Genomic DNA, 15,480 nt, shown 5'->3' on the forward strand with positions numbered 1-15,480 from the left:
AATAAAAGATAAAATTCGGATTAAAATTATCAAATTATTAGCAACTACTTCTAAAAAAAGTAACTTATTATATAAATTAGATGATTTTTCTGAACTTTTAAGAGGTATCATCTATACCGTAGATTAAATTAAAAAATTTGTATAAGCCGAATCAATTTAGTGAACTATCCCAAAGTTTACACTTCGGAGCAAGCCTGTCCCATTAATTTAGTTGGCGAAACAGGACAAGCGGTTCAAATTTCAATTCATGCTCCCAGTCAATATATCTGTGCCAACTGCGAACGGATATTACCAGATTGGAAACGGCAGCCATTTTTACGAGTAGTGATTGTCTTGCAACAATCGCGTTATCAATTAGTCGAAAAAACAGCAGAAGTAGAGTCAGAGAAAGAACGCCTGCGAGAAAAATTTATGAGATTTGGCTGTGATTTAGCATTTAATCTGCGCGATCGCGGCTATTTAACAGACCTGATCGACCCTCGTACAGGCTATCCTTTACTGTCCCATCCCGGAGCAATTCCTCATGATGACACAGCAGTTGTCAAAGCTTTGCTCAACTATCCAGTGATTAAAAATCAATGCCGTGTGTTAATTCATCCCGATTGGGGTGCAGCAGTTTATCCTAGCATTTTGATATCAGAAGCTCCCCCAATTGTGATCGAATGGGTTACAAAAGGCATAGCATCTGTGCATGGGTGGAAAGAAATTGATTATTAGTCATTAGTCATTGGTCATTAGTCATTGGGCATGGATTATTTCTTCCCAATCATCCCTCATCCCTTCATATATATTGGAAATGAGGAGAATAAAAAACAAGCATCATAGAATCTGTGTCTCCAACCAACTTCTTCCAGGAAGCGAGGACAGTCGAAGCCTCTAGTAGTGCGGCTTGCTACTTCCCTCTCATGAGTGGACGCTACGAAGTCAAGCCGGGGATGATAGCTTTTGGTTCCTGTTTGGGTAACACTCAGGCTGATCAGCAGGTATTTCAAATTGATGATAATTTCACCCACTACCGTCAAGCTAAACTTTTAGCCCGTGGGGAACGGTTGAACAAGTACTATCAAACCTGCAATTATTCTCAGGCTATAGCAGGTGCGATCGCTCGTTTAATAATTAATCGCCTTACCCAAGAACATCCGCATCATTTTTACTGCCAAAAGTCAATAGATAACACCCTGAAATTCCACAGCCAACTTACCGGAGAAACTCTCTACCTAGATGCAGATTGGCAATTACAGCAAGTCGAGGGTAGTCCAGTTTTTCCAACTTACGTCTCTACTCTTGATGCTTTAGCAACGCAGGTACAGGAAGACCTGACAATTATTTGCCGTTCCGCTGATGGTAGCAACTGGCTGAGTGCAGTTCATCTCTGCTATCCTAACCACTGGTCATCCGAGGAGAAAATTGGCAAAGATTTCGCCGCAATCCATGCGCCTGTGGCGGGGATGGAAAAAATTAATCGGCGTGCAGGTGCGATCGCTCATACAATGATTACCCATAAACCAATGGTGCGCTTTGCTTGGGGTTTGAGTACCGACACTCGCCTTAACCACCATCCCGAACCACCGCCTGGTATATCAGTTAGTAAATGGCAAGGTAGAAGCTTTGATTCACAACATCCCCAGCTTTATCTGCGAATTGAGCGACAAGTTATTTGGGGACTACCGGAGTATGAAGCAGCCCTGTTTAGTATTCGTACTTACTTTAGAGATTGTGGTGTAGTTAAAAAAGACCCAGTGTTACGGTCTAAGCTGTATGCTGCAATTCAGTCAATGACACCAGAATCTTTAGTATACAAAGGTTTGGTAGACAGCAAGGCTAGTATTTTGCAGTGGCTAGAGGAGGCTTAAACTATTAAATGCTATTTGCAGAGATTCGGCTGTCAATAAGGAAAAATAAGGGACTTCCAGAAATTAAATTATCCAATTTCTGGACTTCACTACGACTATCCCTGCCCCCTGCCCCCTGCCCCCTGCCTCTATAGCGATGGTATATTTTTTTATTTGGAAGTCCCTAATATCAGCTATTTTTCGGTCGCCGCAATTGCTGAGAACCAATTGGCCCGAGAATTTGATTCAGGCTACGCAACTGTTCAGCTGTACCCATACCAATTAGCCGATCTCCCGACATTAGAACCGTATCGCCAGTGGGGCCACCGATTAAAGTCCCATCAAGACGGCGAATTGCCAAAACTAACGCCCCAGATTGCGATCGCAATCTCGCTTTTTGCAAACTCTGACCAACAAAGGGACAAAAAGCCGGGTCGAGTAAAAATTCTTCCATATACAACTGACGGTCTGCACCTGTCAAAATCCCGTCTACAAAATCCAACACTTGGGGTCTGAGTGCCGCAGCAGCCATCCGCTTACCACCAGTAATGTAGGGGGAAATCACTTCATCTGCGCCACCGCGTCGTAACTTCTGCAAAGCTTCTTCTGTACTTGCCCGTGCAATCACCCGAATTCCTGTATTCAGGGTTTTGGCTGATAAAACAATATATAAATTTTCGGCATCTGAAGGGAGGGCTGCGACAATACAAATCGCCCGTTCAATACCAACTTTCAAAAGTGTGTCATCTAGGGTAGCGTCACCTTGATATGCCGTGTAACCTTCAGCCTGCGCCCTTTGTACAGATTCCATGTCAGCATCAATCACTACAAAAGGTGCGTCTTCTGCCCGAAATTCCTTGGAAATTTGACGACCAGTCCGACTAAATCCACAGATGATGTAATGTTCTGATAGGGATTCCATTAACCGCCTCTGTTGTTGTAGCCGAATTCCTTCTTGAAAGTAGCCTTGAATGATCGCTTCTGTAAATCTGTTGACAATGTAACCGATATTCACTACACCCAACAAAATCAGGGCTATTGTAAACAACCGTCCTCTACTACCGAGTGGGTGTGTCTCGCTATATCCCACAGTCGCGAGAGTGATGACTGTCATGTAAGCCGCATCTTCCCATGACCAACCCTCCACTAAGCAGTACCACAAAGTGCCAATGAAGAAAACACCGCCAAGAGCGATCGCCCCTGTCATTAACTCCTTTTGGATACGTCGATATTTTTGTTCAAGTGTTGAGAATGAGGTAACAATAGTTCTTCTAGCCTAATTTTTCTAGTTTTCTGCTAACTTTTTAGCATTCGTCCTTTTTAGTATATTGAAACTAAGTAACTGGGTAAGAATAAATCAAACTAAGTTAAGCAACGCAAAATTAATGAAATTGGCTTGTAGTAAGCGGCTATGCGTGGGTTCCTCTTGCCTCCTCCCTCCTGAATTTCGGCTTATATCAGTTTCACTTTGAGGATTAACCAATGGCTCAATTCCTACAAAGAAAACTAGTTACGTTAAATCATCACAAAGACGCGATAAATCGCCACCAAGACGAAAGACTGATTATTGTAGAGACGGCGATTCATCGCGTCTCTTGCCTTAACCGCCCCAAAACAGCCTTGGTAAAACCATCTGAAAACACTGCCCAGTGCGTAGGCCTTGCCCGCCGCAGGCATCGCCCCAGCTATTAACTGTTCAATACCATACTGTACTGTGTAGATAGTAGCTGTAAGGTAGATAACTAGAGATGATCGCTGCTGTTGTTCGACCTCTGAATTTGGTAGTTGGTTTGCTGCTATCTTGTTGTTTCTTGCTCACAAGCTGTCACCCGACACAGATGAAAAGCAAAGCATCTCAGGTAGCTCAATTAGTTTTAGTTTCACTAAGTGACCCGACTACTTTTAACTATGCCATTAATGACTCTCCCTACAGTGTTTTTCCTTTAATTTACAAGGGATTAATCGATGAGAATGTTATCACTACCAAATTGGAGCCAGGATTAGCAGAATCTTGGTCAATATCTACCGATAAAAAGCAAATTATTTTTACATTAAAAACAGGGTTGAAATGGTCAGATGGTGAACCTCTGACGGCAGATGATGTAGTCTTTACCTATCGAGACATTTATCTTAATAAAAAAATTCCCACTTTATATAGAGATTTTTTACGTATTGGCAACACAGAAACTTTCCCATCAGTGCATAAACTAGATGATCTGCGAGTTGAGTTTACTTTTGTAGAACCTTTTGCCCCTTTTTTGAGATACGCCGAAAGACTAGCGATTTTGCCCGCTCATGCCTTGCGTTCTTCTGTATTATCCAATGATGCCAATGGTAATCCTCAGTTTCTTTCAATGTGGGGAACCAATACTGATCCGCAAAAAATCATCACCAATGGGCCTTACAAAATAGAAAGCTATACTCCTTCTGAACGGGTGATTTTACGACGTAACCCTTATTACTGGCGCAAAGATATTCAAAAAAATCCTCAGCCTTATATTGAACGTATTGTCTGGCAAATTATTGCTTCTACCGAAAATCAGTTACTCAGATTTCGCTCAGGGGAACTAGATAATTTAAATGTGACACCAGCAGTATTTGGCTTACTCAAGAAAGAGGAAAAGCGAGGAAAATACATTATTTACAATGGTGGAACCACTGCGGGTTTTAGCTTTGTGGGTTTCAATCTCAACCAAGGTCGCGATCGCAAAGGTAAGCCTTTTATAGATCCGATTAAATCTCGATGGTTTAATAACTTAGTTTTTAGGCAAGCAGTTGCTTATGCCATTGACCGCAACCGCATGAAAACTAATATCTATCGCGGTTTAGGTGAAATCCAACATTCGCCAATTGCTGTTCAAAGTCCCTATTACTTGTCCCCAGCAGCAGGGTTAAAAGTTTATGATTATAATCCCCAGAAAACCAGACAGATGTTGTTAGAGGCTGGTTTTAGGTACAACTCCCAAAAAGAACTGTTAGACCAAGATGGAAATCGCGTGCAATTCAATCTCTTGGTGAAATCGGAAGATCAATCAAGAATCGATGCCGCAGTTCAAATCCAACAAGACCTCAGTCAAATTGGTATCAAAGCAAATATGCAGGTAGTCAGTTTTAATGTAGTCTTGCAAAAACTACTCTCTCGTCGAGATTGGGATTGTTATGTCGGTGCGTTTGGTGTTCCCGGTGCAGATGTTGAACCTAACCTTCTATCTTTATTTTGGACTAGTCAAGGCTCATTTCATCAGTTCAACCAAGGTGCTACACCGGGAAAACCCCTACTCCCAGGATGGGTAGTTTCTGAATGGGAGAGAGAAATTGACAGTCTTTTTAGCGCAGGAGTCAAAGAACTAGACCAGAACAAGCGCAAAGCGATTTATAACAGATTTCAGCAAATCGTTGCTGAACAGTTGCCGATATTCTGCCTTGTGAATCCAATCTCGTTTCAGGCGGTGCGTGAACGTGTCAATCCCATCAAGTTTTCTGCCTTGGGGCCAACTTTTTGGAATATTGATGAACTGAAAATCACAGAAAAATAACTAATTCATAATTCGTATAGATCACCCTTGATAACGAGGCTGACTTTTCACGTTATGTGGAAAAGGTAACGATTAACCTAACCCCCTTCCCGATGCGGGAAGGGGGAAATTCAAAGTCTCTCTCCTTTTAGGCTACGGTGTACACACAAGTCTGAAATAACTTATTAAGCAAGGTTTTACCCCACCCTAACCCTCCCCTTGCAAAGGGGAGGGAACTAGATTTCCGGCTTCCCCCCTTTGCAAGGGGGGATTGAGGGGGGTAATTCGACTTGTGTGTACACCGTAGCCTAAAAGGAGAGAGATTTAGTCAGGATAACGAGGACGGACTGCGCCTATCCAAATTGCCTGTCGCTCATACTCTTGCTCAAGCGTTGAGTACAAAATTTTTTTCACTACCGCCATGCCTTTGAGGTTATATAAGCGTTAGCCTAAGAAGAAGTACAAGTTGTGCTAAATAAAAAGTAATTTTTAGGGATTTCTAGGAAACTAGTAAATAACTATATAATGAAAAACTTTCAGGAGGAGCGGTAGTGAGCCTACAAACTCTCGTTGACCAAGCCACCATCCCCCCAGATTCAGGGTCAGCATCTAGTCCCTTTGATACAGATAGCTTTAATGAAGCTGTCATGTCCACCTACGGTCGGTTTCCCTTAGCCCTAGAACGGGGTGCTGGATGCCGGGTTTGGGATACACAGGGACAAGAATATTTAGACTTTGTAGCGGGAATTGCCACTTGTACTTTAGGACATGCCCACCCAGTTATGGTAGAAGCGGTAACACGCCAAATCCAAAAGCTGCACCATGTCTCTAATTTGTACTATATTCCTGAGCAAGGTGAATTGGCAAAATGGCTTGTTGATCATTCCTGTGCCGATCGCGTATTTTTCTGCAATTCTGGTGCTGAAGCTAACGAAGCCGCAATTAAACTGGCGCGGAAATATGCCCACACAGTATTAGAAATTGAAAAACCAATTATTTTAACCGCCAATGCCAGTTTCCACGGGCGGACTTTAGCAACCATTACCGCTACGGGACAACCGAAGTATCAAAAGTATTTTGATCCCTTGGTTCCTGGTTTCCACTACGTAAATTACAACGATATTAACGCTGTGGAAGTGGCAATTAGCGAGTTGGATGAAGGCGATTATCGAGTAGCAGCGATCCTGATTGAGCCATTGCAGGGAGAAGGCGGTGTGCGTCCAGGAGATGTTGCCTATTTCAAAAAGCTCCGGCAGATTTGTGACGAAACTGGCATTTTATTGATTTTCGATGAAGTGCAAGTTGGTATGGGGCGCAGCGGCAAATTATGGGCTTACGAACATCTCGGCGTTGAACCGGATATTTTCACCAGTGCTAAAGGCTTAGGTGGCGGTATCCCCATCGGCGCAATGATGAGCAAGAAATTCTGCGATGTTTTTCAACCAGGGGAACACGCCAGCACCTTTGGCGGAAATCCTTTTGTGTGTGGTGTAGCACTCAGTGTTTGCCAGACATTGGAACGGGAAAATATTTTGCAGAATGTGCAAGACAGAGGTGAACAATTGCGATCTGGATTGAGAGCGATCGCAACCAAATATCCTCAACACATTAGCGAAGTTCGGGGTTGGGGTTTAATCAACGGTTTGGAGTTGCGAGCCGATATTCAACTAACCGCAGGAGATATCGTCAATGCTGCCATCAAGGAGGGCGTATTACTAGTACCTGCCGGGCCAAAAGTTGTCCGGTTTGTACCACCGCTAATTGTCACAGAAGCGGAAGTAAACACTGCCTTAGAAGCTGTGGAAAAGGCGATCGCTACTCTCACCTAGAATATTGTTTTGTTTGTTTTGTGTAGAGACGTTGCAATGCAACGTCTCTTCTTTATTCTGGGGAAATTTCCCGATAAGCTTGCCGACACTGCTCATAATTGTCTGGCAAAATCTCGGCATTACCAAAACATAATTGCTCGTGAGTAGTAATTAAAGTTTCATAAGGCTGTATGGGAGTCACAGACGATCGCAGCAATTGCAGATATTCTCCATCTGTGCGACTGAGTTTCTGGGGTGCGATCGCATTTTGATCTAACTGCTGCAACATCGCTAAATAGACACAACGGCAAGCCTCACGGTAGTTACCTTGACGGTAAAATTGTTGCGATCGCTCCAACAAAAGGGCTATCGATGACTCATTAGAGCGGGTTTTTACGCGAAAATCAGTGAGATTGCCAGTTCTATTCAGCCACGAATATACATAAGGACTGAATTCTCGCCATAATCGCCAGCCCACCCAAGCTACAAATAAGCCTAGTACCAACCAAAACAGGAATTTCAGCAACTCACCAAGCCAAGGGCTAATCGACCATCCAGTAGGTAATTCTGGCAAAGCCTGTCCAAAGCGGTAAAACTGGTATTCCCACCATTCACCCGCTTGTTGTTGGAATTGAGACAACTGCCAACTCCAGCTAGTTTTTTCAAAAGTATCTGTAGGCATAGAGGGGAGTAGTAGGAAGTGGGGAGGCAGGGGAAGTAGGGGAGGCAGGGGAGGCAGGGGAAGTAGGGGAAGCGGGGGAAGTAGGGAGTAGAATTTTCCCCTCCGCCCCCCGCACCCTGCCCCTCTGCCTCTTTTCAATGCCCCATGCCCAATGCCCAATGCCCAATGACTAATGACTAATGACTAATGACCCTTGACTTTTTTATCATTATCCAGCCAATAACAACAAGTAACGCACCTAATGCAAGAAATCCCAGATCCCAAGCTAACTCATTTGGCCCTGATTTCACATGATGGATACCGAGGATTTGGTGGTCAATTAAACCTTCAACCAAATCGAACAACCCAGTACCAATAAGTATTGACCCAATAAAGGTCTGTGATGACCAAGGAACATCATCACGCCCTCCTGCACGCCATAGCAACACAACTCCTACCACGGTGAATACCCAATTAAAGGTATGAAATAACCCATCCCATACCATGTTCAAGTCTATATTCGCCATGTTAGTCAGAGGTCGAATGTGACTAAGCATGTGATGCCACTGGAGGATCTGATGTAGTAAAATTCCGTCAATAAACCCTCCAATACCTACACCAAGAAAAATTCCAGCAGTAATTAGTGGTGCGCGTCGGTTGAGGTTTTCACTTTTTGCCTCCATTGTCAACCTCATAGATAGGCTTTTTTACCAAAATACAACTCTTTTGAGAGAAATATCTTCTATCTTGAGGCAAGTAGGAGCAGTGAACTTTATTTATTGAACCTCACACGACTTGAAGTCGCGTGATTCCTGCTTCAACAATCTCTGCCTGAATTGCTCCAGGACTGACGAGTTCTCCACAGGCGCTTTTTATAACCTCCGGCGTACCGACGGCGGTTAATAATCTCAAACCTTCGCTTAATATATTCAGTGCTGCGTTTTTATCCCTCAAATTATAGCTATTGCAACTAGGGCAAGACCATTCACGCAAGTTTAAATTATTGACTAGTGGATTAATAAAACCACAACAGTTGCAAGTTTGAGAGGAGGGATAAAACATTCCAACTTTCTGCACAATTCTGTCATGCCATAAAGCTTTATATTCGAGCATGGTAATGAACTTCGACCAACTAGCGTCTGAAATACTCAGTGCTAACTTGTGGTTCTTCACCATATTGGCAACTCGTAAATCCTCAATGCAGATAATACTGTAATATTTGATTAGACGAGTTGATAGTTTGTGCAGAAAGTCATCTCTGAGATTGGTAATTCGTGAGTATGTACGAGCCAGCTTGATTTTCGCTTTGACTCTATTACTACTGCCTTTTACAGTGCGAGATAGTTTCTTATGGTATGAGCGTAACTTCCTTTTTTGAATTCTGTAATATTTTGGGTTATCTACAACTTCACCATCGCTAGTAACGAGATAGGACTTTATTCCCAAATCCAACCCGATATTCTGTGTTACTTGGGGATATTTCTCTATCTCGGTTTCACACAAAATACTGGCAATATATTTACCAGAAGAAGTGCGAGTTATAGTAACGTTGATAAGCTTCCCCGTAATGTCTTGCGACTTATGAAACTTTACCCATCCACACTTTGGAAGCTTTAAACGATTATCTATTACCTGAATATTACCGTTGGTAAGGTTGGTTTTGTAAGACTGCTTACAACCATGCTTCTTTTTGAACTTGGGGAAGCCGACACCTTTTTTATTTTTAGACTTCTTCAAGCCAGCAAAAAAGTTTTTGTATGCTGTCTCTAAATTCTTGAGTGAGTTTTGCAGAGCAAATTTATCTACAACATTCAACCACTCAATCTCCTTTTTGAGTAGAGTTAGTTGCTGGCTGCAAGTATTATAGTTTAAAGTCTTCTGCTCCGTGGCATATAACTCCTGTCTTAGTGCCAAAAAGCGGTTATACACATATCTGGCACAACCAATTGTCTTGTTGATTAAGACTTCTTGATTATGCGTGGGTATGAGAGTAACTTTAAATGCTTTTTGGATGGATGACAATTTCTTGAATTTGCTGAATATCATTCAATTTTAACTAATATAGACCGCCTAACTCATGACTGGAAGTCACGAGTGTGCGGCTTGGAGACATCAATTTTCAGATTTAATCTGCATACCCACTTTAACTGGGTCTAAATCTTGGGGAAAATTGGTGCTGCGATCGTAGTCTGCTTTTTCCAGGTTCGCTCCTTTGAGATCAGCTTGGCGGAGATTCGCTGACATCAACAATGCTCCCCTTAGATCGGCATCCTTCAGATTAGCTTGACTAAGATCCGCGAAGCTCAAGTCAGTTCCTCTGAGATTAGCGCCACTCAGATTAGCTTCACTCAAGTCAGCATAACTGAGGTCAGATCCTTTCAAGTTAATGCCTTGCAAATCAGCATTACCTAGTTCTGCTTTACTAAAGTCCCGTTTTCCTGCTGCATAACTTTCCACAAGAATAGCGGCACTATTTATAGGCTGTTGAGAATTGACTTCAGGCATATAACAGCTTCACAGGTTATGTCGTTATAACTAAGGATAAAAATTTTCCCACTCCATCCTTTTTAAATGTAATACATTAGTTCCTTTTGCTGTCGCATTGATCTTCGTTCGCAAAGGTCTTGGAGTGTATATTTTTCTAAAACGGAGTTAGCGGCCTGACGTGCTTCCTGCCAGACTTCCTGAATTAGTTCACCTTCTACCGTGTTGGGAGTCGGCTCACAATCAGAGACAACAATATCTGACCCTTCCATGCAGCTAAAAGCATCGAATACTGTAATCTTCTGGGGATCTCGCGCCAGAACATAGCCACCTTTGGCTCCGCGTATACTCTTAATTAAACCTCCACGTCTTAATGTTGCCAGGAGTTGTTCCAAATAGCGGTTCGGGATGTCTTGCAACGCCGCTATTTCTCGAATTTGCAGGGCTTCACCTTTAGGGTAGCAGGTTGCCAACTCTAACAGGGCGAGAAGCGCGTATTCTGATTTATTAGATATCACCACAGGCGTAATATTTTTAACTCACACCTAAAGATACAAAGTCTTTGATTCTGTTTCCTGAAGCTACTGCTAAAGAAAACTTTACAATCAACCTATTGTTGACCGGCTAACTCTACTTTAAAGACCTTTAAGCATAGCAGCAATTATTTTTATTTGTTAATTCCATAAATAAAAGTGATTGCTTATTGTACAGTCTTCCTAAATAGAAAGTGGCTTCAACGCCTAGTGTGTCTAGCCTTCAACCCAATGCCGCTATAGATGCAAATTTATCGAAAATGGCAGAATGACCGTAAAGGCAGTTCCCACGCCGATCGCACTTTCGACAATAATCTCGCCGCCATGCAAATCTACAGCCTGCTTGACGATGGACATCCCTAATCCCATTCCTGGGATATTACCTACATTACTAGCGCGATGGAAGGGTTCAAATATATGTTCAATGTCAGAAGCAGGAATGCCAATACCAGAGTCTTGAGTCTGGAATATAGCTTGATCGTTGACAGTGGTGACAGAAAACTTAACTATGCTACCAATGGGAGAGTATTTTAGACAATTCGAGAATAAATTACTCAAGATTTGCCGCAGTAGTTTAGCGTCTAAGTTAGCTAGTGTACATTGGTATTCACTGCTAAAAGCGATCGCATGTTGTGAGCGATCGCTCTGTTGTAATTCTTCTAAGAGATCACGACAAAATTCCACCAAATTCAGAGGTGTGGGATTAAACTCTAACTTGCCTGTTTCATCCTGATTCAGCACCAATACATCATCCAACAACTGGGTTATATGCATAACCGATGTTTGAATGCGACGCAGGTGGATATTTTGTCGCTCGTCGCTCCAGAGATGGCGATAATGTTCTAGCAATTCCGCAGAAGAGTGGATGGTAGCCAAAGGGTTGCGAAACTCATGGGATGTAGTGGTGAGTAAGCGGGATTTAAGTTCACTAAACTGCCTTTCTTTGGCAAGTGCTTGTCGCATCGCATCTTCTGCCCATTGCAGCTTGGCTTGGGTTCGCTTGCTTTCGCTAATGTCCCGCACTAGCCAGCGCAGACCAACTAACTTACCTTGTTGATTACGGATAGCAACCACCTTAACCGCAGCAATAATGGGTGTTTTGTCACGCGGTCGCAGGTTTACCTCCCACTCTTGTATTTTCCATTCTGGGGTTTCAGTGCGATCGCGCAGATGATTCAGTTTTAAATGAAAAGTAATTATTTCTTTCTCAAGCACAAAAATCTCTAGGAGTCTACCCAACAGGAAACTTTTGGAAATGTTGAGCAGAGTGGTAGCGGCTGAGTTAGCTTCCTGAATTACCCCTTTTATATCAGTGACAAAATAAGCGTCTGGTACTTCCTCAAATAGTTCTTGGTAGCGTTGACGCTGGGCTACCAAAGCCTGTTGAGCGTTGGATAATTCTTCATTCTGCTGCTTTAGGTCTTCATTAACTAATTGCAGTTCTTCCAAAGCTAGGTGAACTTCTCTGAATACTGCGGTGACGAGTTCAATATCTTCCTGTGCTTTTTGCTGTTCACTCTGGCGTTGCAAAAGGGCAACGCGTTGCCGCATATTGTGTATTTGCAAGGCCAAATCGTCCAAATTCACGCTCTTGCTCCTAATTTGGATATCTAAAGTTGGGTTTTCTTTTAGATTCCCTACTTAGAGGATCTTAGCTTTTGGAGTTTAGCAGTTATGTCAAGTTCTTATGAACACTTATAGTTAAGGCTCACGCAAAGACACAGGAAGGGGATACAATCCGGTTCGGATAAGGCTTTTTGATGACACGCCGCTAATCGCAAAGACGCGATAAATCGCCGTCTCTACAAAGGACTGATTATTGTAAAGACGGCGATTTATCGCGTCTCTTGCCTTGCCCGATATAATAAGATGTTCTTTGAAGCATTGCTAGCAAAAGCTCTCCATCCAAAGCATGAATGAGCCTGAGCAATAGCACTCTCGTTATGTATAACGGTGAGAAACAACTATTAACTATTGACTTTATACTATTGACTATTGACTAATAGGTGAGGGTAACAAAAATATGGCTGCAAAAAAACTTTTGATGCTGATTGGCGACTATGTAGAAGACTATGAAGTGATGGTTCCTTTTCAGGCATTGCAAATGGTGGGACACACTGTCCATGCAGTTTGCCCAGACAAAAAAGCTGGCGACAAGGTGCGGACAGCAATTCACGACTTTGAAGGAGACCAGACTTACAGCGAAAAACCTGGTCACAATTTCACTTTGAATGCTACCTTTGCAGAAGTCGAAGCCGTAACCTATGATGCCTTAGTCATTCCCGGAGGACGGGCACCAGAATATATCCGCCTAAATCAGCAGGTGCTAGAAATCACCCGTCACTTTGCCCAAACAAATAAACCGATTGCTGCCATCTGCCACGGCTTGCAGTTATTGGCAGCTGCTGATGTATTGCAAGGTAAGAAATGTACTGGTTATCCTGCTTGTAGTCCAGATGTTAAGAGTGCTGGAGGAATTTATGTTGATATCCCTGTTGATGAGGCAATAGTGGACGGGAACTTGGTAACAGCACCAGCTTGGCCTGCTCACCCCCGTTGGCTGGCAGAATTCCTCAAAGTACTTGGAACTAAGATTGAACACCCAGAACTGACTACAGTTGTATGAAGAGTCCTGAGTTCCAAGTGCTGTTAGTGGTAGCGGGGCGTTTAGCCCGTGCTGAGTTGAAAGACCGCCCACACTCTTGCGGGGCTTTTACGCCCTGTGCGAAGTACTGAGTACTTCTTAAATTTACTCAGCACTCAGCACTCAGCACTCAGCACTGAGTTGTGTAAATTATCAGTGGCATTACGCTGCGCTACGCCCTAAAGTGTCTCCCCTTCTCTACGAGACGCTGTTCGTGTAGGGAGAAGACCTTACTTGTTCACAACAGACGACTGAAAATTATATATTTTTGGAATGGAACTTAATGCAGTAAAAACTACTATTTTTTAATAAATTGCCGTGGGTGGAATTTGCAGCTAGGATGTCAAAAGTAAAGCACCGATACAATCTGATTTATCCACCTGACAAGCCACGTTTAGGACAAACTCTCAGTAAATGGAATACTTATTTACATTAGGTGAAACAATTTGAAATTTTGCTTCTAGAATTTTAAATTTCTTAGCAGTAAGTGAAGCTATAGTGGATTTAGCAATGCTGCTGTTAATGTGGCTAAGGTTAGTCCTGCTGCCAAATTATGTGAAGAATTAGTTTAGAAACGCACTTCTTATCGATGACAGGCAAAAACGCAAGACATAATGCATTTCTGCGGCTAGTGTCTGGTAATGGGGCAGCTTCTGGATCAGAATCTCGCTACTCCCTGCCCCCCAGTAAAGAAATGGTAATTGGACGCGACCCCAGCTGCCAAGTTGTCTTGGATGCCATGATGTACCGAATGGTATCTCGTCGTCATGCAGTGGTTCGTCCCCTCTCTCTATCCCCAGATAGCAAATTTAGCTGGGTGCTTTGTGACTTGAATAGTGCTAATGGCACTTATTTGAATGGACAGCGCTTGTATGAATGTCAAGAATTGCACCCAGGCGATCGCATTTCTCTAGGTGCTGATGGACCGCAATACGTTTTTGAGTACGAGTATACCTTACTCACCCCGGCGACGACAGTGAACCAAGTTACACCACTGCCTTCGGCGACAAACTACCACGGTCACACACAATTAAAGCAGCCAGATTCTGTTAGCTTCACCCAACTTTTTCCAATTATTTCCACTGGTAAAGATTTAACTAGTAAGGCTTATCTTGTACCGGGAATACTGACCGTAATCTTTGTGGTGCTGATGTTTGCTACAGTCGGTCGCCCCCAAGATAATCAAGTGATCGTCGCAACTTACATCGCCTTCGCTGCCTACTATTTTGTTTACCAACTTTGCGGCAAACAGAAGCCTTGGTGGGTGCTAATGGCTGCGGCATTAAGTACGACACTGATTTTAATAAGTCCGGTGTTGGATCTATTTATCTTCGTGTTTCGCGGCATTCTTCCTGGAAACTTGCCCTCACCCCAAGAATCTATTACTTTCACAGAGTTGTTGGTACGGATGTTTTTTGGCGCTGGGTTGATGGAAGAATTACTCAAGGCATTACCTGTCATTGGTGCATATTTTATCGGCAGTGGATTACCTTCACCTTGGCGAGAACGGATTGGGGTCTTGGAACCTCTAGATGGTATTCTCTTGGGAACTGCTTCTGCTGTAGGCTTTACTCTCTTGGAAACCCTCGGACAGTATGTGCCAGATATTACTCAGAATGTCACTGCACAGGTGGGTATAGGCGCTGCCGGTCAACTCGCGGGTTTACAACTGCTAATTCCGCGAATTTTAGGCTCTGTAGCTGGACACATGGCTTATAGTGGCTATCTGGGTTATTTTATCGGGTTGGCTGTTCTTAAACCCAGTAGAAGTTGGCAAATACTTTCTATTGGTTATCTTAGTGCCTCTGCGCTCCACGCTCTCTGGAATGCTACAGGATCAATCAATGCTTTGCTGTTGGTAGTTGTTGGGGTGTTATCTTATGCCTTTTTGATGGCAGCAATTCTCAAGGCACGGGCGCTGTCACCGACGCGATCGCAAAATTTTGCTACCCGATTTCTGGGCCCAAAATAGAGAGGGGGACAAGGGGAATAACCAATGCCCA

The 15,480-nt window shown here is 43.2% G+C and carries 14 protein-coding genes; 7 read left to right on the top strand and 7 right to left on the bottom strand.

The genetic code is table 11. The features are described from left to right. The first annotated feature begins 159 nt into the window (after positions 1–159). A complete protein-coding gene (locus HUN01_RS25850; RefSeq protein WP_181928566.1) occupies positions 160–717 on the top strand; it encodes a methylmalonic aciduria and homocystinuria type D protein in 558 nt (185 codons plus the stop codon). A gap of 188 nt (positions 718–905) precedes the next feature. Then, complete coding sequence (locus HUN01_RS25855) at positions 906–1,853, top strand: heme-dependent oxidative N-demethylase family protein (protein ID WP_181932823.1); 948 nt, start codon at positions 906–908, stop codon at positions 1,851–1,853. 169 nt (positions 1,854–2,022) lie between these two features. Here the strand turns inward: HUN01_RS25855 and HUN01_RS25860 are convergent, their stop codons facing one another. After that, complete coding sequence (locus HUN01_RS25860) at positions 2,023–3,039, bottom strand: potassium channel family protein (protein WP_181928567.1); 1,017 nt, start codon at positions 3,037–3,039, stop codon at positions 2,023–2,025. Positions 3,040–3,314: 275 nt separating this feature from the next. On the opposite strand from HUN01_RS25860, the gene HUN01_RS25865 reads away from it, so the two are divergent. The 3 genes from HUN01_RS25865 (at position 3,315) to HUN01_RS25875 (ending at position 7,176) form a co-directional block, all read left to right on the top strand. Further along, the gene (locus tag HUN01_RS25865; protein WP_181928568.1) at positions 3,315–3,524 is read left to right on the top strand and encodes a hypothetical protein; all 210 of its coding nucleotides are present in this window, start codon (positions 3,315–3,317) and stop codon (positions 3,522–3,524) included. Positions 3,525–3,580: 56 nt separating this feature from the next. Further along, positions 3,581–5,368: an ABC transporter substrate-binding protein gene (locus HUN01_RS25870; protein ID WP_181928569.1), complete on the top strand. Its 1,788-nt coding sequence runs from the start codon at positions 3,581–3,583 to the stop codon at positions 5,366–5,368. 530 nt (positions 5,369–5,898) lie between these two features. After that, positions 5,899–7,176: an aspartate aminotransferase family protein gene (locus tag HUN01_RS25875; RefSeq protein ID WP_181928570.1), complete on the top strand. Its 1,278-nt coding sequence runs from the start codon at positions 5,899–5,901 to the stop codon at positions 7,174–7,176. A 52-nt stretch (positions 7,177–7,228) separates the two neighbouring features. Here HUN01_RS25875 and HUN01_RS25880 read toward each other — a convergent pair whose 3' ends face one another. From HUN01_RS25880 to HUN01_RS25905, 6 genes are all read right to left on the bottom strand, one after another. Beyond that, a complete protein-coding gene (locus tag HUN01_RS25880; protein ID WP_181928571.1) occupies positions 7,229–7,837 on the bottom strand; it encodes a DUF4129 domain-containing protein in 609 nt (202 codons plus the stop codon). A 176-nt stretch (positions 7,838–8,013) separates the two neighbouring features. Then, a complete protein-coding gene (locus HUN01_RS25885) occupies positions 8,014–8,499 on the bottom strand; it encodes a DUF2243 domain-containing protein (RefSeq protein ID WP_181928572.1) in 486 nt (161 codons plus the stop codon). A 103-nt stretch (positions 8,500–8,602) separates the two neighbouring features. Further along, on the bottom strand, positions 8,603–9,838 hold the full coding sequence (gene tnpB, locus HUN01_RS25890; RefSeq protein ID WP_238845638.1) for an IS200/IS605 family element RNA-guided endonuclease TnpB: 1,236 nt from the start codon (positions 9,836–9,838) through the stop codon (positions 8,603–8,605). Between the two features lie 90 nt (positions 9,839–9,928). Next, complete coding sequence (locus tag HUN01_RS25895) at positions 9,929–10,321, bottom strand: Alr5209 family pentapeptide repeat protein (protein WP_181928573.1); 393 nt, start codon at positions 10,319–10,321, stop codon at positions 9,929–9,931. 62 nt (positions 10,322–10,383) lie between these two features. Then, a complete protein-coding gene (locus HUN01_RS25900; RefSeq protein ID WP_181928574.1) occupies positions 10,384–10,821 on the bottom strand; it encodes an RrF2 family transcriptional regulator in 438 nt (145 codons plus the stop codon). Positions 10,822–11,070: 249 nt separating this feature from the next. After that, complete coding sequence (locus tag HUN01_RS25905) at positions 11,071–12,399, bottom strand: PAS domain-containing sensor histidine kinase (protein WP_238845640.1); 1,329 nt, start codon at positions 12,397–12,399, stop codon at positions 11,071–11,073. 457 nt (positions 12,400–12,856) lie between these two features. Between HUN01_RS25905 and HUN01_RS25910 the strand changes: the two genes are divergently transcribed. Next, positions 12,857–13,459: a DJ-1/PfpI family protein gene (locus HUN01_RS25910; protein ID WP_181928576.1), complete on the top strand. Its 603-nt coding sequence runs from the start codon at positions 12,857–12,859 to the stop codon at positions 13,457–13,459. A 607-nt stretch (positions 13,460–14,066) separates the two neighbouring features. Continuing rightward, positions 14,067–15,449: a PrsW family glutamic-type intramembrane protease gene (locus tag HUN01_RS25915; protein ID WP_181928577.1), complete on the top strand. Its 1,383-nt coding sequence runs from the start codon at positions 14,067–14,069 to the stop codon at positions 15,447–15,449. Positions 15,450–15,480: the final 31 nt, after the last annotated feature.

Source organism: Nostoc edaphicum CCNP1411, assembly GCF_014023275.1.
Classification (GTDB): domain Bacteria; phylum Cyanobacteriota; class Cyanobacteriia; order Cyanobacteriales; family Nostocaceae; genus Nostoc; species Nostoc edaphicum_A.